The sequence below is a fragment of the Paraburkholderia haematera genome, assembly GCF_905220975.1.
In the GTDB taxonomy this organism is placed as follows: Bacteria; Pseudomonadota; Gammaproteobacteria; order Burkholderiales; family Burkholderiaceae; genus Paraburkholderia; species Paraburkholderia haematera.
On the sequence record NZ_CAJNBK010000004.1, the window covers coordinates 114370 to 139786 of the forward strand.

Sequence of the window (25417 nt, forward strand, 5' to 3'; positions counted from 1 at the left end):
GGACGAGGTGATGACCGGTATTCAGCCTTAGCGTGATAAATGACCCGTATGTCCCCGCGGGACGCCCGCTCCAACCGTAACCTCAACTATCCAGCCGATCCACCAGCGCAAACGGAATACTCTCCGCAAACAACTCCCGGTCTCCCGTCGCGCTCGTCTGCGTGTTCAACTGCAGCGCGAAATTCAAGCCGGGGCTCCGCGTGCTGGTGGTCCGCTCCTTGACCTTCAGTTCGATCGGCATCCACGAAGCCGGATCGTTAAGAATCGCGTCCACTTTCCCGTCAATTTGCGCATGCCCCGCCGCCTGCTCGCCCGGCGGCAATTGCTTCGACATCGCCGCCAGCATATCGAGTTGTTTCGCCGCGCCGCGCTTGAGCCGATAGCGGTGGAAATAAGTCTGGTTCGGCCGCCGGTTCGCCTTCACGTCGCCGAGGTGCCGGTCGAGCCGTTGTTCGGCGAGGGTGCGCGCCGGCGGTAGCTGCGGCTCGGGCCTGCCGTTCAGCAGCGCGTCCTGCCGCTCGCCTTCCTGTTCGTCGTTCACCTGCTCGGTGAACAGGCCGATCCACTGGTCACGGCTCGCATCGAGCGCGCGCGTGTAGGTTTCGGCGCTCGAATACTCCGTGTCGAGCAGACACGCGCGATGCATCAGCGCGCCGTCTTCGCGCACGAGTTGCACTTTGGCGAGGTGGCTGTCGTCGTTGAAGGTCACGGTCGCGGATGGCGCGTCGAGCGAGACGAGGCCAATGCCCACACTCGAACTGTGCGCGCCGACCGCCTGTGTCGCGCTGACGGTGCCGCTCAGCCGCCCGATCAGCCGCGAGCCCGCACCCACCCGATGCTGCTCGACTTGCATGCGCCCGCTTTGCTCGTTCGAGTCGAGCGTCTGTTTCGCGGTCTTCTCGTAGCCGATGCCTGCGTTCAGGCCCGCGCGAAACGGCGAACCGGTTTTCGGCACGCTCACGGACAAACCGACATCGGCGGAGGCGCCGCGTTTGACCGTGCGCGCCACCGTATCGGTCCAGCTGACCGACACGTCCGGGTCGTCGAAATAGTGCTCGGCGAGCCGGTTCCAGGTGCCGCGCGAGCCGCCCGAGTTGGCGTCATGCGCCTGGGTCGTTTCGTCGAAGACATGGTCGATGATGCCTTCGAGTTTTTCGCGCATGGCGCCGTCGTCGTAGCCGGTGCCGTTCGGATTGACGCGGCGCGCCACGCGCAGCGACACGCCGCTCGGTTCGGACAACTCCTGCGAGTGCAATACGGCCTGGGTGGTCAGGCCGGCGCGCATCTGGGTGAGGCCGACGTCCATGTCGTAGCCGACCAGCACGCCGACACCCGCATGCCGCACCTGCGTTTTGGCGGTGCCGACGAACATCTCGACGCCGTGCGTGCCACGGCTCAGTTCGACGACCGCTTCACGGGTTTTCGACGCGCGCAGATCGAGACGTGGCGCGATCGGCACGCCGCCGGTGTGCAGCACCTTGCTGAGATTCGCCGACAACCCGCGCGTGCTCAGGCCGACGCGGCGGCCGTCGGTCAGACGCAGGCGCGAACTCGATTGCAGATCGTGCGCGACGTCCTTGAGCGTTTGCCGGACTGCGCCGGTGCTGTCCGCATCCGCGGCTGGCGCGGGTGGCCGCGCTTTGTCCTTGAGGGTCGATACATGGGACCAGAACGGCGAATCGGCGGGCACCTTCGCGACCTTGCCCCACGAGGCGAGCCGTTCCGGATTGAATGGCTGTTTGGCAATCGACTTGAACGGCTTGCTGCGCGCGAGCGTGTGCGGATCGGCATTGGCCCAGCGCGTGGTTTCGGTTTGCAGACGCGCGAGCGTGGCAGGCGAACCGACGTCGCGCGGCTGCAACTCCGCGCAGAGTTGCTGAGCGCGTTCGGTGACCCTGTGCAACTGATCGGCATCGAGCTTGCCGTTCGGAAAGCCGCCCGATTCGAGCCAGACATGCAGCGCCGCGAGCTCGGCAATCGACTGCTCCGGACGCGCATGCGAAAGCGCCGCCGCCGCCCGCATCTCGGGACGCTCGCAGAGCGGTTCCAACGACCCGCGCATCGCCTCCTCGAGTTTTCCCTGCTCGGCGCCGATCGTTTTGCGCGGTACACCTTGCGTGCCGAAGCGCAGCGCCGACAGCGGCGAGCTGCGCTTGCCGACCAGCCGCGGCAAGAACGTCTTCCACCGGTTTTCGCCGACCCGGTCGATGGTCTTCGCGGAAAACTTGTTCAGACGCTCACGGGCCTGCGACAACTCGCTGCCGCGTCCGTCTTCCCGAAAGTTCTGGCGCCACGCGAAGAACGCGCCTTTCTGATCCGCGTTCAACGCATCACGCCCTTGCGTGCTCAAGGTCGACGCAGCGTTGTAGGCCTGCCACGCGAGCGGGGTTTCGTTGAGCGGCGTGCCGTCGGCGGGCTTTGAGCGTGCGGCGACCGCGGCTGGCGCGGGATCCTGCGCTGGGCCTGCGCCGTGCAGCGGTGGGTCGAGCGCGTCGGCGGCCTGCAGCATCATGCGTTGCGCCAGCTGAGTCGATGCATGGCCCGGCGGCGGCTGGCCGCCATGGCGCAACTGGTTGAGCGCGTCGAAGCCGGCATCGGTGCGCGCCAGCGTTCGCGCGACTTGCCAGGCGCCGGCCTCCGCGGGCGTCGTCGACCGGGCCGTGTCCATGTGCGCGAAGTCGAGGTTTTCGAGGGCGTCGAGCATGTCGTTGGCGCTTCGCGCGTCGCGGATATTCGCGCCATGCAACGCCTGAGCCAGCAGCGCGCCGCGGTGGGTGTCGCGGGCGGCATCGGGGCCGCTCAGCGCGGCCAGCCGATGCGACAGATCGGCTTGTGAGAGCAGATCGCCAGACGGGCCGGGTAATTGACGGCGCACGTAGTCGCTCAACGCGGCCTCGCCTGACATCGCGTCGAACGGGATCGTCGATGCTTCGTTTTCGGGCCCTGCGGCGCGTCCGGCCTCAGAGGCGGAGGACGCCGAAGCCGAAGCCGAAGACGACGAAGCGCGCGCCGTCTTGCCAAGCGCCTGCCGGCTTTGCCGCTCGCTCTTGACCAGCGGCGTTCCCGCCGCGGTCGAAGGGACGACCGGCTTGGCGGCATAACGCTCGCCGTTCGCGGTGAAATCCGCCGGCGCAAACGGCTTGCCGTGCCGGCTCGCTTGCGACAGCGCGGTGCTGATGTCGAACTTGCTCGCGCGTAACCGTGCGCCGGTCCGCGAGAGCTTATTGCCCAGCTTGCCCAGCAGCGTCTCGTCGACCAGCGGCCGAGCCTGCGGTGCGCCTGTGGCCGGCGGTACGGCAGGTTCGCCGGCTTGATGACCGGGTGCCTCGGACGTTTCCGTATTGGGCGTATGAGGCAGGTGCGGTACTGCGTGGATGTCGGACATGGTGCGTGGCGTTCAACGAGCGGCAGTTGAAGTCACGGTATGGAGCGCGTGTGACACCCCCAGGCAGGGTGCGAAGCGATGTCACCTCACGCGAAGCAGCCCCACGGCGGCCGATGCATCGAGGGCTTCGAGATCGACGGTAATGCGCAGGTCGAGCCGTTGCGCGCCGTGCTGCCGCGCGCGTCGCAGCGCATCTTCGAGCAGCGGGCGCACCGTGCTCGGATCTTCGCCGCCGCGCAGACGCAGCATCGCGTTCAGACGCAGCAGTTCCGGCACGTACCAGAGCTCGCCGGTCCGCTCGCTGCGGCTCACGGCTTCGCGCAGCGTCGCGCAGAGCGAGGCCGCGAGTTCCGGTTCGTCCTGCAGCGCGATGCGCGGCAGGAGCGTGGCGATGAAGGCGATGTCGGGGACATAGATGCGCTCGCGCGTGATTCGCTTCACCGCACCGGCAATCAGCCGCCGCGCGGCTTCCTGGTCGCCGCGCCGGGCGTCGAGCCAAAGTTGAAAATCGAGGCCGAGGCGCAGCCAGCGTTTGACGCCCGCTGCACGCGCCCGCGTCACCAGGGCCGCGGCGCAAGACTCGGTCAGCGCGATGTCGTCGTCGAGTGCGGCGAGCGCGCAGGCGAGGCTGAGCGCAATGCAGCCCGCAAGCGGTTCGCTTTCGTCGGCGGGATCGCGGATCGTGACGCGCAGCGGCGCGGGCCGCTGCGGCTGGCCGACCAGCCACAGCGCGACGGCATGAATCGCCCGCGCCACGAGATGCAACGACAGCCCGTAGCTGGTGGCCACCGCATTGGCCTCGCGGCTCAGGTCTTCGTCGATCTCGTCGGCGGCTTCGTCGTTGAATCCGACAACCGGTGCGAGCAGGCGGATGGCGGTGTCGAATTCGCCCGCATACGCCTTGACGATGCCCTCGATGCGCCGCGCGTTGATGCTCACGGCCGGACTGTGCGCCGCCAGTGCGATCTCGCTGAACTCGCTGGAGAGCCGCCGGCACTGCTCGACCTCGCCGGCGTCGAGCGCGCACATCACGAGACAGAACAGCGCGCGCAGACGATACGGCGTGTCGGCGCAAATATTGGCGAGTTCGTAGGTACGCTGCCAGTTTCCGACAATTTCGTTCGATGCGCTGCGCTTGAGCATCAACGCGCGTGCGAGCACGGCACGCAGGCGCATCTCGTCGCGAATACGCCGCATCGACACGCTGTCCACCCGCGCCAGCACCGCACGCACCCAGCCGATGTATTCGTCGACGAGCGCGAGTGCCACCCAGATCGGCGCCGTGTTGTCGAGCAACTCGGTGCACAGATCCACCTTGTCGACGGACACGGCCCATTCCAGCGCGGCGCGCAACGCATCGATATCGTGGCGGCTGTGCGCGGTGGCCACGGCGACGCCCGCGCCGAAACGGCGCGCCATGTCGCGGGCGACAAACTGCGCATGATGCAGTTCGGCCTCCGCGCTTTCGCGATTGCGCTCCAGCGCGTCGAGCGCGAAGCGGCGCACGGCGGGCGGCAAGCGCAGCCGCAAGGCGCCGTCGCAGTCGACCGTATTCACGAGGCCCGCGTCCATCAGCGTATGAAGCTGGCGTTCCAGCAGGCGCGGCTCGGGTGGACCGAAGCCGTAGTCGCTGCCGAACGCGCCGAGCATTTCGCAGGCTGCGTCGTGCGAAAACGAGGTAGCGAAAATGCCCAGCCGGCGCAGCGTCGTGCGGGTCGGCGCTTCGAGCGCCGCGTACGACAGGTCGAGCATCACGTGGACAATCGCCGTGCGCGGCAGCACGATGCGGCGGCCGCCGCTGCGATGGGTCATGACGGTGTCGAGTTCGTGCGCGAACGCCACGATCGCGCCTTCCGGCGGCACGCCCGCGCGCACCTGGCCGGCAATGGTCGCGGCGGCGAGTTCGAGCGCGAACGGCACGCCGTCGACGCGTCGGCAGATCAGCGCGGCCGCCGAGAAGGTGGCCGGCGCAATGCTGCCCACCTCCGGCAGCGGCGCATGCAAGGCGGCCGTTTTCAGGCAATGCGCGAGCCGGGTGAAGAGCAGCCGGAGCGCGTCGTAGTCGAGTGTGGCGGGCGTGCCGTCGATCTGTTCGGGCGGCGCGCGCAAGGCGGCCACCGGCACCGTCGTTTCGCCGCCGATGAAGAGCGGCGACTCGCACGTCGCGATCACATGCAAGCCACCCGTGTTGGCCACCAGCGTGTCGATGAGCGCGGCGGCCGCTTCGCTCAGATGATCGCAGTGGTCGACGATCAGCAGCATGCGGCGCTCGCCGATCTGCGCCGCCAGACTGGCCGCCATGGGTAACTCGCCATCCGCTTCAAGACCGACGGCCGCGCCGATCGCATTGGCGACGCGGTCGGGCTGCGCGAGCGAGGCCAGCGCGGCACAAAAGTCACCGTCCGGAAAATGCGGTGCGAGGTGGCTCGCGGCTTCGATCGCAAGGCGCGTTTTACCCACGCCGGAGGCGCCGGTCAGCGTAACGATGCGGCGCGCGGGCACCAGCGCGAGCAATTCGGACAACTCGGCATGACGGCCGATGAACGGCGACGGGTCGATGATCTGCGCGCGCAGCGAGGTGACGGCGCTAGTCGGCATCAACACCGGAAAAGCGGAGGTGGCCGGCGCTGCCGCGGCGGCGAGGCTCGATGCGGCCGTGACTGAGGTCAGCGTGGCGGACGGCGCGACATTCGCAAACGTGGTGCGAGGGGCGGCTGGAACGGCGTTGCGCCACGTCGCGCGATAGGATGAACCGTACGGCGAACCGAACGTGAGTCCGGCGGTGGTCAGCGGGCTGGCTGCGGCCGCCGCCGCAAATGAGGTGGCGAGCGACGCGGCCACGCTGCCGGTGTTCGCCACGGGCAGATCGAGTCCGGTGTCGGGTGTGTCGAGCACGCGGATTTCACCCGCGAAACGGTAGCCGCGGCCGGCTACGGTGACGATCAGATCGCGCTCGTCGTCGAGGGCGCGGCGAATCGCGGAGATCTGCGCCTGCACCGTGTTCGCGTCGACATTGCTGCCTGGCCACACGATTTCGCGCAACTCGGCGGTCGACACAAGCCGGCCGCGCGCCTCGAGCAGGGCGGCGAGCATCGCGAAGGGGCGCGCGCCGAGTTCGATGACGGCGCCGTCGGCCATCAGCAGGCCCACTTCGCGCGCGAGCCAGAATCGCGAGAAGGCGATCACCTGACCGGTGAGCCGCGGTAGCGACATGATGGGTCTCCGGCGTAGTTGTGTTTCGGTCCACCGGCGAGAGGGACTCGCGAGGCATGCGTAACGAACGGCCGCGGTGCGGTATTCGTCTGACCTTTGTATTATCGCCCGAGAAGTGAACAATTGCTGATGTTGCGAACACTTCTTCGTTCCGGCTCGATGCGTCCTTGGTGCCTCTGCCAGGCGGTCCGGCTGCGTCAGGCGTCCGCGAGACTCCACTGCATCGTGTTGCGCAGCCACTCAACACCGGCGCTGGCCGGCTCCGGCGGTACCGGCGCGGGTCGCGTCAAGGCATAGAGATAGCTGTCGGCGGCGGCGAGGCCGCGGTTCGGGCGCGGCTCATGATTCGTCAGCAGCGCTTCCTTGACAAAGCCGAGCCGCTCCATCGAACTGTGCGCGGCGCCGTCCACGGCGCAGCACGCGAAGATCCGGTAGACGCCGGCTTGCTCGATCAGCCAGTCGATCAATTCCTGCAGCGCAAGGATGCCTGCCCGGCGGCGTCGGGCACCGCCATGCCGGCTGATGATCACGCCGATCTCCACGCGCGGCAGCGTCGGCTTCAACTCGATCAGCGCGGTCAGCCGGCCGGTCTCCTTGCATTCGAGTGTGTAGCGAATCAGGGTGCCGTCGTCCCAGCCGCGCAGCGCCTCGTCGATGAATTCGGCGGTTTGCGAAACGCCGCTATGGCGCGGCACGGGCAGGTCGCGCATTGTGTCGGCGTCGCCGAGCATCTGGTCGAACAGGGCGGGGGCATCGGCGAGGGTGAGCGGGCGCAGCCGCAGATAAGGCGTTTCCATACTGTCGAGCGGGGTGAAGCGCATGAGTCGGACTCCGAATGAGCGGCGAACCCAAGTAGTGTGCCGCTCGCGTGTGACTCGCGCGCGACGGCCCGCGAACCGGCGTAAGAGGGCGCGAAGACCGGGGTGCGGATGAACGGCGCGGGGCGGGCGTGTGGCGGGTGGCGCTTACGGCAGTGCTCACCCGAATGTTCACAGCTGCGCTCGCGGCTGCGCGTTCGACCCCGCCGTGCTCTGTTTTCAGCTTCGCGCCGGTGCACACGTTTTCGCGTCCCGGCCGCGCGCGTCGTACGCCGGTTGTAAGGTCGAGCAGGACGTCTGTTCGACATCCCCGTTTTGCGTTTCGTGACCGTAGCGCGCATTTTCATCAGGAGCCTCGCACCATGCCGGATTCCCCATCGATTTCACGCTCGCGCAGCACGCTGCCGCTATCCGACGCCAGCACGCCGTCGTCGCCGGCCAGCGGCGGTCGCAAACCCGCCGATGGGAATGCGCACGCCAGTCAGCAAGCGGATGCGAATCTCAGCCAACTGGTCGCCAACAACAGCAGCGAGGCAAGCGGCAAACGCAAGGGTACGTCGTTCTCGGCTAAACCCCCGGTGACCCAGCAAGGCGCGGGCGGAATGCCGGGCGGCATGCCAGGCCAACCCGGTCGGCCCGGCCGCTTCGGCGGACTCGCGCAGGGCGCGGCGACCGTCGCGAACGATGCCTCCGGCCTGGCCTCGGCAGGCATGAACGTGCTGGGTAGCGTGATGCAATTCGAGCAGGCGGCGGTCAACCAGATCGCGGAGCTGATCAAGCAGGGCGCGCACAATGTCGAAGAGGCGTCGAAGGGGTGATGCACGTAGCAAGGTCCGCTGTGCGCGGACCTGCGGATCGTCGTCGCCGGAACGGCTTTCGATCTGAAGCAATGCGCCTGCCGTGAGGCGCTATATTCGTTGACGGACCGCGATGCGGGAGCCGGGCTTGCATCGAGTCCGCGCCAGAGGCGAACTAGGCCCGCAGCCAGAAGAACTCCCCCGAAGCGATGCCTTCAAACATCTCGTCGTTCGATTCCACGATGTTTTGCCGCCAGTAGCGGCCATGTTCCGCGTAGTGCGCGAGCAGATCGGCGAGTCCCTCGCCGTTCAGATCGTCGGCGAAAGGCAGCCGCAGCACCAGCACAACGCCGCCGGTGTCCGTGTCGAGCCCCAATTGTGCCTGGTCCTGCGCATAGATCAGCAGGTTGGCTTCGAGCATCAGCCGGAAGACGACGAGCGTGCGTCCGGCCGTCACTGTGCCGAAATGAAAATTCGCGTACATCGCGTCGAGGTCGCGCTCGAAATAATCGAGCCGCACGTCGAAGCCTTCGACCTCGATCGACCGCGTGCGCAGCACATGGTCCGCGTCGCCGAGACCGACGGTCGCGCACAGGTCCATGATCAGGCTGGTGTAACGCTCGCTGCTCATCCTCGTACCTTGCTTGGGCGATGCGCGCGGGGTTCAGCGCGGTGCGGATGCGAACCGCGCCTTGCACCCGGCGAGCGCCGGGAATGCCGCGAAAAACACGGCCGGACTCCGCACGAAACGGGACCGGCCGTGTGCGGACCGCCGCCATCGGCGAGCGGCCCGCGGCTGCGATGCTTAGCCGCCGCGCGAAGCATCCTTGACGTTGTTTGCACCGCTCTTCGCAATGTTCGCCACCGATGCATACATGCTTTGCTGAACTTGCATCTGGGCGGACATCATCGTCATCTGGTCCATTTCCTGCGTGAGACCAGCCATCATTCCGCCTGCGCTTCCTACGGACATAAAAACCTCCAGTGACTATGGGTAGAGAGTAGAGACTAAGTGGCCTATATCGAGACCTGCCGCCGCGCCGGCTGCTCGCGAGAGCGGGCCGCCGCAACAAGCGCTTTGCCCGTAAGCCAGGCGCGTGATGCGCGCTGAGCGAGGCTCACGGTGAGCCGCCGCGCGCCCTTTCAGGCGTGCGTGCCGGCCCGTTTTTCCTGCAGCCGCGCGATCACGCGCGACGCAGCGAGAAAGCCGCGATACAGCTTCGCCAGATTGTTGCGATCGAGGTCGGTTGCGCCCTGGGTGTCGCTGATCCGCTGCGCAGTCGCGTCGAGCGCCTGACGGATCGCGTCCACTTTCGGCGCGCCGGCCGGATCGGCTAGCGTCTTCTGCAAATCGTTGAATTCGCTGGCGTGGGCTTCGAGCTGCTCGTACATGTCGATCTCCTGATTGAACGGGGCGATGTGCCGGTGATGGGTCAACTCGGACTGCGCGGCTGCGCAGGCGGCAGTGTGGCGGGGTTGGGCAGCGGAACGACGCTGGCCGCGCTGCGAGTGATGGTGTCGTTGTCGACGATCGAGGCGTTGGTTGGGTTCGATCGGGTTGCGGTGTTTGCCGCGGCTGCCGCATGGGCGGCGTTTGAGTTGCCGTTCGCCGTGGCGTTTGCATTCACCGTCGCGGTGCCGCTGGCTTGAGCGGCGGCGCTTGCGTTTGCGTTGCCATTGCCATTGCCGTTGCCATTGGCAACCGCCACGCCGCTTGCGCCCGTTGCCGTATTCGCCGTGGTTCCCGCATCACTATCCGACGCCGGTGGATCGACCGCATAGATATGCTTGACCCCGTCCGGCGTCTGCGCATAGCGGACGTCGTCGGAGGAAATCATTTCGGAGTACGACGCCGAGGCTGTGGTCCCCGCCGCGACGTTGGCGTTTTCGGCGGCTTCCACCAGCACGTTCTTCACGTTCGGATCCAGATCGGCGCGCACCCGCGCGAGCGCCGCGTCGAGATCCGCGCGGCTGCTGACGGCGCCGGTCACCGCGAAGTTGCCCTCGCCGAGATAGCGCACGTGAGCGCCGGCTACGCCCAGCGAATCCTCGATGCTGCGCGCGTCGTTTTGCGCGACGTCGTAATTGCGCGAGATGCCGGTCGTCGAAATCCGCGCGAGCAGGTTGCGCACGGCGTCGTCGTCGGCGGGACTCGTGACCATGCCCGTGACCACCACGGTGTTGCCGACCGCGTGCGCCTGCAAGCCGCTCACGTGGGCCGCGGCCAGCGCCTCGCTGACGCGTTGCGCGCGGTCGTCGGCATTGCGCGGCAGGGCGGCGCGGCTCATCTGCGTGGTGGTCAGCAGCGAACCGGCGACGATCACGATACCGAGTGCGAAGCACGCCAGCACGGCGCCGACATAACGGTGGCGCTTCTTGCGTTCGGCCGCGAAGCGCGCTTCGGCGGGGCGCGTCAGCAGCATCGACAACAGGTCGAGATCGGACGGCCAGACGGCGTCGTCCGTCCCGACGCACAGGATCATGTCGTCGAACTGCATCGGCACGAAGTCCACCAGCAGCACCACTTCTTCCGCGACGGCCGACTGTGCGGGCTGACCTTCTGCCGGATCTGCCGGGCCCACCGTGCCCGCTGCGTCTGCCGTTTGTGCGGCCGCGGCCGCGACGCGCTGCGCGCTGACCACGCCGCTCGCGTCGACGTGCAGCAGCGCATCCGCACCCCGCCAGTCGGTGAGGCGGATGTCGGCATCGTCGTCGGCGCCGACGCGATGCGTGCCCGGCGCGAGCTGCAATTGCGCTCCCGCGTGGACGCCCGTCAGTATCCGCAGCAGTTTCATCGTGCTCGCACAGGGTGGGTGGGAAGAGGGCCGGGGCGTGCGCGGTGCACGGCGCGACCGGTCCGATCGACCTTAATGTAGCCGCCCGTTATGGCAGGTCCCGGAGCGGATGCGAAGGCACCGCGTGGGATGCGAAGCCGCGCGGCAAACCGGCTAGCGGCCGCCGTTCGGGAAGGCGCGGCGCGGGCCTGGCGGCGGGGCAGAATGGGGCGGCGGCGCACCGGGTGTGGCCGCATCGGCACCTGTTCTAGAGTCTGCTTTGGCGTCTCCTTCGGCGGTAGAACCGGCTGTGCCGGATGCACCGGACTTGCCCGATTCCGCCCCCCGCCCGAGCGCGCCACTGCGCATCACGCACAAGGTATCGATCGAGCGGGCGAGTTGCGCGGCATTCGACGGCTTGTCCGCGTGCAGCCAAAGCAGCGGAAACAGCAGGTTGAAGCGCTGCACCCGTTCCGGCGGCGGCATCCGCGTCACCCCGTGAGTGGCCGGCCCGCCCGCGCGCTCACGCAACGCGGCCACACCGGAACCCGCACCCGGCTGCGACGCGGCGATGCTGCCGATTTTCTGCTGCACGCCTAGCAGATCGATCGCCTGTTCAAGCACGCGCGAATCGATCGGCATCTGCGGATTGGCGGCCAACTGGTCGCGCAGATTCAGCATGTCGCCGCGCCACGCGTCACGCACCGCGGCGGCGCGCGCACCTTCCTGCCCCGGCTGGGAAAATTGAGCGGCGACCGCGTCGAGTCTGCCTGAAGGCGGGGGCGGCACGGCGCTGCGGTCGCCGCGCGCCTTGATCGCCGGCGCCGCGCCCGTGCCGTGCTCGTCGCCATGGTCGCCTTGCGAATGGCCGCCACCACCGCCGCGCCCGCCGCCGTCGCGGTTGACCTTCTGTCCCTCGGCGTGATGCGCTTCGGCGTCGTCCGGGCCGTCGTCGTCGAGACCGCCGGCGTTGCTGCGCTGTTTTTTGGCGGCGCGGCGCTTGCGAGCCAACTGATCCGCCATTCGTTTGGCGCGGACGGAACTCACCGACGGACCACGTTGCGCGTCGTTGCCGTACGTGAAATTGGTGGTGCCGCGATACAGCGCCGCGAATTGCGCGCCGTTGCGCGCGCCCTGCGCATTGGCGGTTTTCTGCTGCGACTGGGCGACGTGCTGTGCCTGGGCCGCCGCCGTGTCGCTGCCCTGATGAGAGATGCGGCTCATGTCGATCGCCTCGCAGGTGGGTCAGGCAGTGCGCCGCTTCACAGCGGCACGGCCGCCTGCATCATTTCGTTGGCGAAGTGCAGAATCGCCGCGCACGAGAGCGGCGCGGCGACCACGATCGCCACCGTCACCGCGATCAGTTTGACCGCGTGCGACAGCGTCTGGTCCTGCATCGAGGTGATCGCCTGCAGGAACGACACCCCGAGGCCGACCACCGCCGCGACGATCACTGCCGGCAACGAAACGGTCAGGCACAGCAGCATGCCCTCGGTGGTGAAGCGGATCAGCGAATCGATTTCCATCTGGGTTTTCCTGGAATGGCCGCGCTATTTGTACGACATCACGAGACCGTGAATCAGCGTCGACCAGCCGTCCATCACGACGAACAGCAGCAGCTTGAACGGAATCGCCACGTTAGTCGGCGTGACCTGGTTCAAACCCATCGCGAGCAGCACGTTCGCGATGATCAGATCGATCACGATAAACGCGATGTACAGCAGAAAGCCGATCTTGAACGCGTCCGTCATCTCCGTCAGCGTGAACGCGGGCGCCAGCACGATCAGATCGTCTTCCTTGATCAGCGCGGCTTCGTCTTTCGGCCACACCACGGAAGCCGAGCGCAGAAAGAAGCGCTTTTCGCGCTCGTTCGTGTGCTTGACGAGGAACGCGCGGAACGGCTCACGCGCCGCGCCGAATGCCTGAATTAGCGCCTGCGACGGTTGCGACGCAAGTTGCTGGCCTTCGAGCGATTTCGCGGCGAGCATGCCGATCGGCGCCATCACGTAGATGGACACCAGAATCGCGATGCCGTTGAGCACCATGTTCGGCGGCACCTGCTGCACGCCGAGTGCATTGCGCAGGAGGCCCAGCACCACGACGATTTTCGCGTACGACGTGACGACCATGGCAACGAAGGGCAGCAGGCTGATCGCGACGACGACCAGCAGCAGCCCGGTGATATCACTGAATTGGACCATGCCTGTGCGCCATGCGAATGATGCGGATGCCGAGATGCTCGCCGACCGTCACCAGCTCGCCATAGCCGATGGTTTGTCCGTGCGCGACGAGCCGCAATTGTGCGTCTGCCACGGGTACTGGCAGTTCGAGCACGTAACCGGGGCCGAGCGCCGACAATTGGGCGAGCGGTAATGCCACCGTATCGATTTCGAACTGCACCGGCAATTCGAGTTCGCCGATCCGGATCGGATCGGCCGGGTCGTCGATGGCGAGCCCGGCGTCGGCGCTCGCCGGGTCCAGCTCTTCTGACATGTTCGGCTCCTTGACGATGACGAGCGACTGCCCGTCGATTTCCACAGCGGCGCACACACGGGTGAGCCCGGGGGTTCCCCACGCGGCGACAGCGCGCGGTCGTGCGTGGGGCGAAGAGGGGACGCTCGATGCATCGAGCAGCGTGGCATCGAACGAAGGGAAGGCGGCGCGCAACAGCACGTCGCCGGGTTCCAGCGCGTGCAGCGTGTCGACCGGTAAGCGCTTGACGCCGAGAATCAGGCTGCCGGGGACCGTGAGGTCGACGGCGGTTTCCGAAGCGCGATCGGACGCAGACGAAGGCGAAGCATCTGAAGCGGCCGCCGCTGCGGGCGATAAAACCGAAGCAGGCGAGGGTGCCACACGCAGCAATCGGTCGAGCACGTCATAGCACGCGGGATCGGCGCTGAGCGCGACCTGATAGCGGCGTTCATCCAGCACGAACGAGAGCGTCACGATGGGTGAAATGGCAGAGGCCTCGCCCGCCGGCTTGCGTGACGATGTCGAATCGCCCAGACGCCCACGCCGCACGGCAACCACGCGTGGGTCCCTGAAACCTGCACGGATCAATCGCTCGAACAGCGGTTCAAGTACCACGCCCGCGACCGCCTGGCGTAATGCGACGTCGGCAGGCGGCTTCGCGCTGAGCGCGTCGGTATCCGGCCACGCGGTGATCGCGAGCGGCGTATAGGCGTGCAGATCGAGTGCCACGCGCATGCCAACGGCCGACATGCCGTCAGCCGGCGCGAGCGTCAGTTCGATTACGCCTGGGTCCGCGTAAGCCGCATCAAAGGTATTGCAATCGGCCACAGCCGCTTGCCATTCGGTGATGCCGAGCGTCGCATGCAGAAAACCGGCGACCCGTGCATCGCATAGCGTGCGCGTCACGCGAGCGGAGGCAGGGCTGATGGCCCGCAAGCGCAGCGGCGCGATCGGAGCGATTGAAGTGATTGAAGCGTCGGTAACCGCCGCGCCGAGTTCCTTTGTCTTTGCCGCTGCGGCGTTCGCTGAATGTGAGCTAGCACGCTCAAAATCGCCCGGCATGCTCGTCGGTTCCACTGCCGCCGTATGCCCGCTTGCGATATTTCCCGCTTTGCTCGACGGCTCAATCGCGACCGCGCGCTCACGCGCCGCATCGCCCGCCACACGTGCCAATGCCGTCACCTTGTGCCCACGCGTGGCGTGCGGATCGTTCGCGGCTTCGTCTTCGGTCGTCGGCTCGTCGAGCGGATAGGTCATGCGCAGGGGATCTGTCACCAGACAGTGAGTTCGATTTCGCGGGCTTCACCCCACGCGCGCAGCAAGGCGTCGAGTTCTCGCTCGAGCAGTGCGCTGTGTTCCAAGAGTAGTTGCCGTGTCGCCGTATCCGGCGTGTCGAACCGAAGCTGCAGACTGAAACGCGAAAGCGTCAGGTACAGCGTGGTTTGCGGCAGCAGTTTCTGATCGAGCGGCAACTGCACTTCCCAGTTGCCTGCTTCGGCAATCGAAGGGTCGCCGCAGAACGCGCCGATCTCGCGAGCGAGCGAGCCGAGCAGTTGCACGAAGCGTTGCTGTTGCCGGTAGACGGCCGTCACGACCGGCGCCGCGGCATCGGCGACGCGCGCGCCGATGGCGAGACGTTCGGCCGAGGGCGTGCTATCCGCGCTTGCCGAAGGATTCGCATCACTACCCGATGCGGATAACGCAGACGCTTCCTGCGCTGCATCGCCATCGTCATCGCCGCGAGCGAACAGGCGCGGTGCGGATGGCGCAGTGGCATCGGTAGCGTCTTCAACGGCATCCGCATCGCTGCCGCCTTGCGAGCCCGCGTGCTCGTCGGCGTTCGCGTTGCTATTGAGCCGATGCAACGCGCGGCGTCGTCCGAGCAGCGACGCGTAGTCGAAACCACGTCCACCCGATCCACGCGAGCCGGCGCGCGCGCCGATGTCTTCGGGCGTGTCGCTATCCGCCTCGCCGGGAATGACGCGCACGTGGCGCGAGACGATATGCGTCATCGCCAGGGCCTCAGATCGACACGCGGCCGAGCGGCCGCAATTCGACGTGTTCGCCGAGTTCCTGATACGAATACACCGCGAGCCAGCCGAGCCGCGCTTCGATCATGCGCCGCACGTAACGGCGAATATCCATCGACGTCACCAGCGCCACGCCCTCGCGCGGCACGGCGCCGACGAAAGACTGGATCTTGTCGATCAGCAAGGTGGCTTCATCGGGCGGCAAGGCGAGGAAATTGCCGGTCGGCGTCTGCTTGATCGACTGACGGATGTGCTGTTCGACCGGCATGTCGAACAGCACCGCCGACAAGGTCCGCTCGCCGCTCGCGGCCCGATGCGCGAGAAAGCGCGAGAGGTCGCCGCGTACGTACTCGGTCAGCATCAGCATGTCTTTTTCTTTGGGTCCCCACGCGATCAGACTTTCCATGATCGTGCGCACGTTGCGGATCGAAATCTGTTCTTCGAGCAGGCGACGCAGCACGTCGGCGATTCGTTGCGGCGGCAGCACCTTCTGCACCTCGGCAACGAGACCCGGATAGTCGCCCGCCAGTTGATCGAGAATCCACTGCACTTCCTGAATGCCGAGAAAGAGCGGTGCGTGGCGCCGCATCAGCGCCACCGACGCATGCGCGATCGCCTGTTCCGCGCGCCATACCGACGTTTTCGGCGGCACCGCGCGCTCTTCGAGCCAGCGCGTCGGTGCGCCGCTGGCGTCGATCGGCGGGCCGGCCTCGCTTTGTGCAATGAGCGCGTCCAGCGCCTGGCTCTCCTCGCTCGTCAGCGTGACGGGCGCAGCCGAATGCGCGAGACGGCTCGCTTCGGGCAGCATCACTTTGCCGGCGGGAAGTTCGATGGTCAGTTGCGGGACATCGTGCACGAGAATCTGACAGGTTGACGAAGGCAGCGCGGCATACGTCCACATCGTGATGCCGGGAAACGGCAGGCCGAGCTCTTCCTGCAAGCGCGCGCGTTCGGTTTCGAACGACTTGTCGAGCGCGGGCATGGTCAGCCGTGCTACCAGATCGGGTGCGATGCGCACGCCGAGCGGGCAGGTGAACTGCGGCGCACGCGCCAGAATCGCCGGCACGTCGATCTTTGAACCGGAGCGTTGCATGGCGTGCAGCGATTCGCGTTCGTGGTTTTGCTGCTGCGGCTTTTTTGCGTTCAGACGCCATGCGGTGAATGCAAGCGTGCCGGCGAGCAGCAGGAAGAGCGCAGCCGGAAAGCCGGGCACTGCGGCGAAGCCAAGCAGCAACACGGCCGCGAAATACAGCGCGCGCGAGCTGGAGCCGAGCTGGCGGCCGATTTCATCGCCGAGCGAGCCGGGCTTGGCTTGCCGCTCGTCGGCCACGCGCGTGATCATCACGCCGGCCGCAACCGAGAGCAGCAGCGACGGAATCTGCGACACCATCGCATCGCCAACCGACAGAATCGAAAAGCGGTTCGCCGCTTCGCCCGCGCTCATGTTGTGATACGCAACCCCCACCGCGATACCCGCGACGATGTTGATCATCGTGATGATCAAGCCCGCGATCGCATCGCCTTTGACGAACTTCATCGCGCCGTCCATGCCGCCGTGCAACTGGCTTTCCACGGCGAGCGTCGCGCGTTTGCGGCGCGCTTCTTCGGCGCTCAGCAGGTTGGCGCGCAGGTCGGCGTCGATGCTCATCTGCTTGCCCGGCAGCGCGTCGAGCGTGAAGCGCGCGCCGACTTCGGCGACCCGTTCGGAACCCTTGGCGATCACGATGAACTGCACGGTTGTGATGATCACGAACACCACCAGCCCGACCACCAGATTGCCGCCCACCACCAGTTCGCCGAAGCTTTCGATGATATGGCCGGCCTCCGCATGCAGCAGAATCGACTTGGTCGACGCGATGTTCAGCGAGAGCCGGTACAGCGTGGTGAACAGCAGCAGCGAGGGGAACGCGGACAGCGATACCACGTCGGGCACATACATCGTCACCATCAGCAGGGTCACGCTGATCGTGATGTTGACGCCGAGCAGGATGTCGATCAGCGCCGGCGGCAACGGCAGGATCATCAGCGAAATGATCGCGACGATCAGCGCGACGATACCGATTTCACCGCCGGCAGGAAGTTTCAGCGTCTTCAGCATGGAGGGTCTCGTCAGTGGAGGGCGGGCGGCGGCCCGGCGTGATGCGTGACTGCGCCGTTGGCGTTGGCATCGGCGTGGATATCGGCGCGCGCATCGTTGTCGGGCGCCCACTCGCTATCCACGCGCCGCACGCCGATCGCATCGACCCAGCGCAGAATCGCCGCGACCGTTTCGAACAGTTCTTCGGGAATCGGCTGATCGACACCGACCTTGTACAGCGCCCGCGCGACCGGCGGATTGCCGATGATCGGCACGCCCGCATCGCGCGCCGCGCGCCGCAATTCGGCAGCGGCCTCGTCCATGCCTTTGGCGATCACGCGCGGCAGCGGGTGTTCGTCCGGGGCGTAGCGCACCGCGACCGAGTAGTGTGTGGGGTTGACCACCATCATGTTGGCCATGCCCACTTTCGATTGCGGCGGCGCGTTCAGCATTTCGCGCGCGAGGCGGCGCCGTTCGCCCTTGATGCGCGGATCGCCTTCCTGGTTCTTGTGTTCGCGTTTGACCTCGTCTTTCGACATCTTCATCTTCTTCATGAACATGAAGCTTTGCAGCTTGACGTCCGCCGCGCCGACCAGCACGAACACCGCCGCGGCCACCATGAAGAGCTTCAGCAGCAGGTCCCAGAACATGCGCGTGAGTTCCGGCAGCGGCTGATACAGCGAGCCGACGATCAGCGGAAACAGCCACTTGATGGTCTGCCACATCACGCAGAACACGATCGCCGCCTTGACGATCATCTTCGCGCACTCGATCAGCGTGCGAACCGAAAAGATGCGCTTGAGGCCCGCCATCGGGCTGACGGCCTTCGGATCGGGTGTGATCGGCTTGGTGGCGATCTGCATGCCGACCTGGCCGATCGAACCGGCAATCGCCGCGAGCGCCGCAATGCACACGCACGGCACGATCGCCGACAACGCGAGGCCGCCCATCTTGTAGAACTGCGTTTGCATATTGGTCAGCGAATGGTCGCCGTTGACGAAGCCCGTGGCGATCAGCACCGTTTCGCGCATCGCGTCGCTGAAGTGGCTGGCGCCCGCCATCAGAAGAAGCACCACCGCCGACATCGAGATCGAATCGGTCAAGTCGCTGCTGCGGGACACCTGGCCTTCCTTGCGCGCGTCCCGCAGCTTTTTCTGGGTGGGCTCTTCGGTTTTTTCGTCGCTCATGTCGGCTCGGTCGCGATGTGAGGAGGGGCGTGGGCGGGAAGGATTCGCGGCGCGTTCGCGCGCTGAACGCGAACTGAGCACCGCCTATCCCGGCCGACGATAGCGCGCGGGCCTGCTGCGCGCGCCGGGCGAGGCGAAGCGGGCGCACGCATTCCGAAGTACGCCGGTGCGCTTCGCATCCCATGCGGCCACTTCGCATCCCACGGTTTGCCGCCGCGCGCCGGTTGTTATGTTTGCGTCATCCTTCCCGACCGGCTGCGAACGGCATGGTCGACCTCAACGCTTCAGTCAGGAGCCCATCGCCATGACCGCCAGCACGCCGGATTACCTGAATTGCAGCCCCGATGTCGTCGGCGGCCTGATCGAAACCGTGTCGACCGCGTTGCTCAGCAACTTCCCGAAGGTATCGGCCGATCCGTACGACATCGAACTCGTGCTCGACGCGCTGCGCGTGCTGCGTCCGCGCGTTGCCGAAATCGACACGCTTGACGGCATTCTGCACATGGTGCGCGGCCATTGGGACGACGCCATTCACGTGCTACGCCAGGTCGGCGAGAACGCGCCGCGCTTCGGCTATGCCAAGGCGCTGCTCGCGTTTTGCCTGTCCGCGAAGGGCGATCCGGACTGGAAGCAGTGCGCGACCGAAGCGATGGAAAACAATCCGACCCGCGATACGCAATCGCTGGTGCGCGCGCTCGAAGCTCGCGAGGACCTGCTGAACGCGATGAAGGTGAAGCGTGCCGGCGGCCAGTTCGTCACGCCGAAATCGATCGAGGCGCTGACGGAGTTCGACGCGCAAACCGCCGAAAGTGCGGAGCATGCAGCGCCGGCAGACCACGCCACGGCGGCAGCACCCGCCCCGGCTGCCCCGGCTGCAGCCGACTACGCGCATCAATCGTTCCTGCGGGCCTGATCGTTTCTGGAGCCGGACATGACCGTCAATGCCACCACGACCGCCTTGCAGGCCTCGCTCGAGCAGATGTCCCAAAGTGCGGGCGCGGGCGCCGCGCCTGCCGCGCAGACCACCCCTGAACTGGCCGACAAGTTCCAGTCACTGATGCAGAAGGCGCCGATGAGCGCGCCCGCCGCGCCGCAGCAGGATGGCACGGCGGTCGCGTCGAAGCTGGTCGCCTCGCAGGACGCCGAATTGCAGCACACGGTCAACGACGCGCTGCAACTCGCCCAGCAGGCGCCGACCATGACGATGAACGAAATGAGCGCGGGCACGATCCGCATGACGCTCGAACTCGCCAGCACGCAGCTCGATCTCGAAGCGAAGATGGGCGTGGTGGATTCGTCGAAATCGGCGATCGAAACGTTGATGAAGAACCAGTAACGCACCTGCACGCCCGAGCGCTCGCTACCCGGAACGTGGCGCGGCGCATGGGCGAACCGTGTGCACACGATGCGAGACGCCGCCACCATGTTCGACCGACTGCCGATCCGCCGCCGCGCCGCGCCGTTGCTCTGTGTGCTCGCGCTATGCGTGATGCTGAGCGGCTGCAAGAAAGAGCTGTACGGCAACTTGTCCGAGCAGGACGTCAACGAGATGGTGGTCGCGCTGCTGGAGCGCGGCGTGGATGCGTCGAAAGATACGTCGGACGCGGGCAAGACCTGGTCGCTCGACGTCGACGACGCGCAAATGGTGCGCGCGATGGAAGTGCTGCGCGCGCGCGGTTTGCCACATAACAAGTTCGACGACCTCGGCGCGCTGTTCAAGAAAGACGGCCTCGTGTCGACACCGACCGAGGAGCGCGTGCGCTTTATCTATGGCACGTCCCAGGAGTTGTCGTCGACCTTGTCGAAGATCGACGGCGTGCTGGTGGCGCGCGTGCAGATCGTGTTGCCGAACAACGATCCGCTGGCGCAGACCATCAAGCCTTCGTCGGCGGCGGTGTTCATCAAGTACCGGCGCGACTCCGATATCGGCGCACTGGTGCCGCAGATCAAGACGCTGGTCATGCACAGCGTGGAAGGACTGACCTACGATCAGGTCAGCGTGACCGCGGTCGCGGCGGACCCGGTTGAATACTCGCAATTGCCGCAGAGCACGAGCATGCCGGCGTGGCTGATCGGCGTACTGGCCGGCGTGGTGGTGCTGGCGGCAACGGCGCTGCTGGTGCTGGCGCGCCGTGGCGTGCTGACGGGCCGGCCTGCCGGAGAGGCGGGCGGTGCTGCCGGAGCGGGCGCGCCCGCGAGCGGCCGCTTCGCTGGATTGCTGGCGCGTTTGCGCCGTCTGCGCCCCGCGAACTGATCCGGCGACGCGGCTACGATGAACGCGCCGACCGATTTGCCTTTTATGCGCGTGGCCGCGGCGCTCGATTCGTATCGCCGCAACCTCGCGAGCGCGGCGCACTGGGCTGACCCGTCGTGGAACGCCGCGATGCTCGGCGCGAACGCGGCGCAACTTGAGTGCTGGCGCGGCGCGCTCACGCGCGCGGGGGCGGCAGCAGTCGAACGCTGTTCGCAGGCGCTTGCCGAGGCCGCGGGCGTCAAGCCCCCTTCGTTCGCAACGCTTACACAAACCGCGCTGAAACCGACGCCCGCCGGCACCGCGCAGCCGAATGCGGTGCTGCTCGACGTGCTGCCGGTCCACCACGCCCTGCAAGTTTTGCGCATGCGTGCGTTGTCGTTCCGGCGTGCCGAAGCGCGTCGTCTGATCGACAAACGCACGCGCTCGCAACTGTCGGAGTGGACCGGTGTGGGCATCGATCGTCTCACGCAGGACGCGCATCTTGCCGATGCGCCCGATATCGCGCTCCTCGCCGCGCGGGCCGCGATGCCGCCATTGACGGCGCTGGATGCCGGGACGCTCGCGGTGGAAGGCTGTGCGCTGCTGTTGCGCGATTTGGGCGGCGCGCATGCAGCGAACGGCGCAGGCGGCGCAAGCGGTGCAAGCGCACCAGGCGACGGCACGCGCGTCCCGTTTCCACTGCTGCGGCTCGCGTTGCCGCGCGTGCTGCCGACTCCCGCATGGCTTGCGGCCGTGCCGGAAGGGCTCGATGCGCCCGGCTCGGCACGGCTTTTCGCGCGTCTGTCCGATCTGCTACCGGAGTTTGCATGGCTATTTGGTTGAAGCACGCGCGCTCCGCCTTGGGAGAAATCGATGCATACGGTTCTCCCGCAAGAGTCGGCGTGGCTGCGGATGTGATTCCACGCGCAACCTTTGGCGAGCTGGTCTCGATCGACGAGGCCTATGCGGCGCTCGCCGCCGAACGCGACGCACTGCTCGCCGACGCGCGCGACGAAGCGGCGCGCATTGTCGAAGCCGGCCACGCGCAGGCTGCTCAGATCGCGGAGCAGGCGCAGCGCGAATACGACACCGCCAGCGAGCAGGGCTACCGCGACGGCTGTGATCGCGCGCTCGCCGACTGGATGCAGCGCCTTGCCGACGTCGCGAATGCGCAAAGCCAGTTGCAGATGCGCATGCGTGAGCGGCTTGCGCAGATCGTCGCCTCGGCGGTCGAGCAGATCGTGCGCGTGGAGCGTCACGAGGCGCTGTTCGAACGGGCACTCGCGACGGTCGACCGCATCGTGGAAGGCGCAACCTATCTGCGCGTCGCCGTCCATCCCGACGACTACACGGAGGCCAAAGCCACCTTCGACCGGCTTGCCTCCCGCTGGCGCGATCTCGGGCAGCCCATCCCGCTTTCGGTCATCGCGGACAAACGGCTCGATCCCGGTAGCTGCGTGTGCGAATCCGATTTCGGCACGGTGGATGCGAGTCTCGACACGCAATTGCGCGCCATGCGCAGTGCCGTGTCACGCGCGCTGAAGCGCTCGGTGGAAGAAGCCGACGCGTATGCCCAGAACGATGATCCCGCAGCGGACGGCCCAGGCGACGACACCGGCGGCTATGCCATTCGCAACGACGAGGAAGCCGCATGAGCACGCCATGGCTCACCCACACGGTTGATTTCGACCGCCTCACCGACGAGATCGAACGCGAGATTCTTGCCGTGCCGGGCGTTACCCGCACCGGCAAAGTACTGGAAGTGATCGGCACGCTGATCAAGGTGGCCGGTCTCGATCTGTCGCTCGGCGAGTTGTGCGAGTTGCGCGCGCCGAACGGCAACCTGCTTCAGCATGCCGAGGTGATCGGCTTCACGCGCGACGTGGCGCTGCTGTCGCCATTCTCGCGCCTCGAACACATTTCGCGTTCGACCCAGGTGATCGGTCTCGGCCGCTCGCTGGCGGTGAAAGTCGGCGACATGTTGCTGGGCCGCGTGATCGACAGCCTCGGCGAACCGGTGGACGGCGGTCCGCCGATTCATTCCGACACCCTGCGGCCGATTTTTGCGGCACCGCCCGATCCGATGAGCCGCCGCATGATCGAAGCGCCGTTGCCGACCGGCGTGCGCGCCGTCGACGCGATGATGACGCTTGCCGAGGGCCAGCGGATGGGCATCTTCGCGCCTGCCGGCGTCGGTAAAAGCACGTTGCTGGGCATGTTCGCGCGCGGCGCTTCATGCGACGTCAACGTGATCGCGCTGATCGGCGAACGCGGCCGCGAAGTGCGCGAATTCGTCGAGCTGATTCTTGGGCCGGAGGGCATGGCGCGCTCGGTGGTGGTGTGCGCGACCTCGGACCGTTCTTCGATGGAGCGCGCGAAAGCGGCCTACGTGGCGACCGCCATTGCCGAATACTTTCGTGACCGCGGCCAGCGCGTGCTGCTGATGATGGACTCGCTGACGCGCTTTGCGCGCGCCGGCCGTGAGATCGGTCTGGCAGCGGGCGAGCCGCCCGCGAGACGCGGCTTTCCACCATCGATTTTCGCCGAATTGCCGCGCCTGCTGGAACGTGCGGGAATGGGCGAGACCGGCTCGATCACCGCGCTCTACACTGTGCTCGCCGAAGACGACAGCGGCAGCGATCCGATCGCCGAAGAAGTGCGCGGGATTCTCGACGGCCATATGATTTTGTCGCGCGAGATCGCGGCGAAGAACCAGTACCCCGCGATCGACGTGCTCGGCAGTTTGTCGCGCGTGATGCCGCAAGTTGTGCCCAATGATTATGTGCAGGCCGCGGCGCGGATCCGCGAGTTGATGGCGAAGCATCGCGAGGTGGAGATGCTGTTGCAGATTGGCGAATATCAGCCCGGCGCCAATGCGCTCGCCGACGAAGCCATCGCCAAGGCCGACGCGATCAAGGCGTTCCTGTCTCAACGGACCGGCGACTATGCCGCACCGAACGAAACCGAAGCGCTGTTGTACGACCTGAGCGGGCTCGGTTGATGACGGCGGGGTCTCTGGGGATGCAACAACGGCGCATCGTCGCGCTCGAACGTTCGTGCACGCGGCGCCGCCGCCTCGACGAAACCTTGCGTGCCACGCTCGCGGCGCAGCGCAACGCGCATCTGCAACTCGAAGCCGCGCGTGACGCGAAGGCGGAGCAGGTCGCGCACGAGACCGGCGTGCTGCAGTTCTACCAGCATCGCATCGACGGCATGATGACCGGCACCGAGCCATTCTCGCTCGACGATCTGAACAATTGCCGCCTGTACATCGGCGTGGTGAACGACCGGCTGCGCGTGCTCGAAGCGGAACTCGCGCAAGCCGAAGCCGCGGTGCAGGACAATGCCGCCGCGATCGCGCAGACGCAACGCGACGTCGCCTTGAATCAAGGCCGCATCGACCTGTGCGGTGAGCGGATTCGCGATATCCGCCGTGTTCAGGAGAACGCCGCCAGCGACGCGAGCGACGAAGAGGCCGAAGAAACCGCGCTCGCACGACGTTTCCAGGCGCGCGGGGCGCACGCATGAACGATATCTTTTCCGCGCTGCCGCAACTCGGCACGCTGCTGGTCGGCTACATCACGTTGGTCGGTGTGTGCTCGCTGCGCCTGTTCATCGTGATGTTTATTTTCCCGCCGACTGCGGACGGTTTGCTGCAAGGTGTGGTGCGCAATGCCATTGTGCTGTTGTTCAGTTCCTACGTGGCCTACGGTCAGCCCGTCGCCTTCATGCAATCGCTGCACGGCGTCATGCTGCTGGAAGTCGGATTGCGCGAGGCGCTGATCGGACTCGTGCTCGGTTTCGCGGCCTCGATCGTGTTCTGGGTCGCGGAGGGCGCCGGCACCTATATCGACGATCTGACCGGCTACAACAATGTGCAGATCACCAACCCCACTCGCCAGGAGCAATCCACGCCGACCGCCACGCTGCTCGGGCAAATCGCCTCCGTTGCATTCTGGGCGCTCGGCGGCATGACTTTTCTGCTCGGTACGCTGTATGAGTCGTATCACTGGTGGCCGATCGTGTCGGCGGGACCGAACGTGTCGAACATACTCGAATCGTTCGTACTCACGCAGACCGACACGCTGATGCAGACCATTGCCAAGCTCGCCGCGCCGATGATGTTCATTCTGCTGCTGGTCGACTTTGCTTTCGGTTTTGCCGCGAAATCCGCCTCGAAGCTCGATCTGATGACGCTGAGCCAGCCGGTCAAAGGTGCGGTAACAGTATTGATGCTGGCGTTGTTCGTCGGTATTTTTGTCGACCAGGTGCGCGATCAGGTGACGTTGCGTGGCCTTGAGGCGCAGTTTCGCGCGCTCAACGAATCGGCCAAGGCGACGAGTGCGACCAGTGCGCCGAGTGCGCCGGATGCACCAAATCTCAAACCTTCTCAAATGCCAGGCAAAACTCAGATTAATTGAAACTTCGCTT

Annotated in this window: 23 protein-coding genes; 9 read left to right on the top strand and 14 right to left on the bottom strand. The window is 66.4% G+C overall.

Annotated elements, in window-relative coordinates:
• Positions 1–82: 82 nt before the first annotated feature.
• The 3 genes from KHO23_RS10220 to KHO23_RS10230 form a co-directional block, all read right to left on the bottom strand.
• Positions 83–3385: an autotransporter gene (locus tag KHO23_RS10220; protein WP_211610899.1), complete on the bottom strand. Its 3303-nt coding sequence runs from the start codon at positions 3383–3385 to the stop codon at positions 83–85.
• An 81-nt stretch (positions 3386–3466) separates the two neighbouring features.
• Positions 3467–6598 (bottom strand): winged helix-turn-helix domain-containing protein, encoded by a 3132-nt coding sequence (locus KHO23_RS10225; protein ID WP_211610900.1) that lies wholly within the window; start codon positions 6596–6598, stop codon positions 3467–3469.
• Positions 6599–6795: 197 nt separating this feature from the next.
• Entirely contained in the window at positions 6796–7419 is a 624-nt protein-coding gene (locus tag KHO23_RS10230) for a GNAT family N-acetyltransferase (protein ID WP_211610901.1), read from the bottom strand.
• A 359-nt stretch (positions 7420–7778) separates the two neighbouring features.
• Between KHO23_RS10230 and KHO23_RS10235 the strand changes: the two genes are divergently transcribed.
• Positions 7779–8234 (top strand): hypothetical protein, encoded by a 456-nt coding sequence (locus KHO23_RS10235; RefSeq protein ID WP_211610902.1) that lies wholly within the window; start codon positions 7779–7781, stop codon positions 8232–8234.
• Positions 8235–8388: 154 nt separating this feature from the next.
• On the opposite strand, the gene KHO23_RS10240 is transcribed toward KHO23_RS10235, so the two are convergent.
• From KHO23_RS10240 to sctU, 11 genes are all read right to left on the bottom strand, one after another.
• Complete coding sequence (locus KHO23_RS10240) at positions 8389–8844, bottom strand: CesT family type III secretion system chaperone (protein ID WP_211610903.1); 456 nt, start codon at positions 8842–8844, stop codon at positions 8389–8391.
• A gap of 174 nt (positions 8845–9018) precedes the next feature.
• A complete protein-coding gene (locus tag KHO23_RS10245; RefSeq protein WP_211610904.1) occupies positions 9019–9186 on the bottom strand; it encodes a hypothetical protein in 168 nt (55 codons plus the stop codon).
• A 170-nt stretch (positions 9187–9356) separates the two neighbouring features.
• Complete coding sequence (locus KHO23_RS10250) at positions 9357–9605, bottom strand: type III secretion protein (protein ID WP_211610905.1); 249 nt, start codon at positions 9603–9605, stop codon at positions 9357–9359.
• Positions 9606–9646: 41 nt separating this feature from the next.
• Positions 9647–11008 (bottom strand): type III secretion protein, encoded by a 1362-nt coding sequence (locus tag KHO23_RS10255; RefSeq protein WP_211610906.1) that lies wholly within the window; start codon positions 11006–11008, stop codon positions 9647–9649.
• Positions 11009–11161: 153 nt separating this feature from the next.
• Positions 11162–12211 carry a hypothetical protein gene (locus KHO23_RS10260; protein WP_211610907.1) on the bottom strand — a complete coding sequence of 350 codons (1050 nt, stop codon included), beginning with the start codon at positions 12209–12211 and terminating at the stop codon, positions 11162–11164.
• A gap of 38 nt (positions 12212–12249) precedes the next feature.
• Complete coding sequence (sctS, locus tag KHO23_RS10265) at positions 12250–12513, bottom strand: type III secretion system export apparatus subunit SctS (RefSeq protein ID WP_091792697.1); 264 nt, start codon at positions 12511–12513, stop codon at positions 12250–12252.
• Between the two features lie 24 nt (positions 12514–12537).
• The gene (gene sctR, locus KHO23_RS10270) at positions 12538–13188 is read right to left on the bottom strand and encodes a type III secretion system export apparatus subunit SctR (protein ID WP_120296023.1); all 651 of its coding nucleotides are present in this window, start codon (positions 13186–13188) and stop codon (positions 12538–12540) included.
• Entirely contained in the window at positions 13172–14734 is a 1563-nt protein-coding gene (gene sctQ / locus KHO23_RS10275; protein ID WP_211610908.1) for a type III secretion system cytoplasmic ring protein SctQ, read from the bottom strand. Before sctQ ends, sctR begins: the two co-directional genes overlap by 17 nt.
• On the bottom strand, positions 14731–15471 hold the full coding sequence (sctP, locus tag KHO23_RS10280; RefSeq protein WP_211610909.1) for a type III secretion system protein SctP: 741 nt from the start codon (positions 15469–15471) through the stop codon (positions 14731–14733). Before sctP ends, sctQ begins: the two co-directional genes overlap by 4 nt.
• A 10-nt stretch (positions 15472–15481) precedes the next feature.
• Positions 15482–17587, bottom strand: a complete 2106-nt coding sequence (sctV, locus tag KHO23_RS10285; protein WP_211610910.1) for a type III secretion system export apparatus subunit SctV — start codon at positions 17585–17587, stop codon at positions 15482–15484.
• 11 nt (positions 17588–17598) lie between these two features.
• A complete protein-coding gene (sctU, locus tag KHO23_RS10290) occupies positions 17599–18753 on the bottom strand; it encodes a type III secretion system export apparatus subunit SctU (protein ID WP_211610911.1) in 1155 nt (384 codons plus the stop codon).
• 304 nt (positions 18754–19057) lie between these two features.
• Between sctU and KHO23_RS10295 the strand changes: the two genes are divergently transcribed.
• The 8 genes from KHO23_RS10295 (at position 19058) to sctT (ending at position 25407) form a co-directional block, all read left to right on the top strand.
• Positions 19058–19666 carry an HrpB1 family type III secretion system apparatus protein gene (locus KHO23_RS10295; protein ID WP_211610912.1) on the top strand — a complete coding sequence of 203 codons (609 nt, stop codon included), beginning with the start codon at positions 19058–19060 and terminating at the stop codon, positions 19664–19666.
• An 18-nt stretch (positions 19667–19684) separates the two neighbouring features.
• Positions 19685–20089: a type III secretion protein HrpB2 gene (locus KHO23_RS10300; protein ID WP_211610913.1), complete on the top strand. Its 405-nt coding sequence runs from the start codon at positions 19685–19687 to the stop codon at positions 20087–20089.
• Positions 20090–20176: 87 nt separating this feature from the next.
• Entirely contained in the window at positions 20177–21007 is an 831-nt protein-coding gene (gene sctJ / locus KHO23_RS10305; protein ID WP_211610914.1) for a type III secretion system inner membrane ring lipoprotein SctJ, read from the top strand.
• Between the two features lie 18 nt (positions 21008–21025).
• On the top strand, positions 21026–21829 hold the full coding sequence (locus KHO23_RS10310; protein WP_211610915.1) for a type III secretion protein HrpB4: 804 nt from the start codon (positions 21026–21028) through the stop codon (positions 21827–21829).
• On the top strand, positions 21814–22641 hold the full coding sequence (gene sctL / locus KHO23_RS10315; protein ID WP_211610916.1) for a type III secretion system stator protein SctL: 828 nt from the start codon (positions 21814–21816) through the stop codon (positions 22639–22641). Before KHO23_RS10310 ends, sctL begins: the two co-directional genes overlap by 16 nt.
• Positions 22638–23987: a type III secretion system ATPase SctN gene (gene sctN / locus KHO23_RS10320; RefSeq protein WP_211610917.1), complete on the top strand. Its 1350-nt coding sequence runs from the start codon at positions 22638–22640 to the stop codon at positions 23985–23987. The genes sctL and sctN overlap by 4 nt, the downstream gene beginning before the upstream one ends.
• A gap of 20 nt (positions 23988–24007) precedes the next feature.
• Positions 24008–24514, top strand: a complete 507-nt coding sequence (locus KHO23_RS10325) for a type III secretion protein HrpB7 (protein WP_211610918.1) — start codon at positions 24008–24010, stop codon at positions 24512–24514.
• A complete protein-coding gene (gene sctT / locus KHO23_RS10330; protein ID WP_211610919.1) occupies positions 24511–25407 on the top strand; it encodes a type III secretion system export apparatus subunit SctT in 897 nt (298 codons plus the stop codon). Before KHO23_RS10325 ends, sctT begins: the two co-directional genes overlap by 4 nt.
• The last annotated feature ends 10 nt before the right edge of the window (positions 25408–25417 follow it).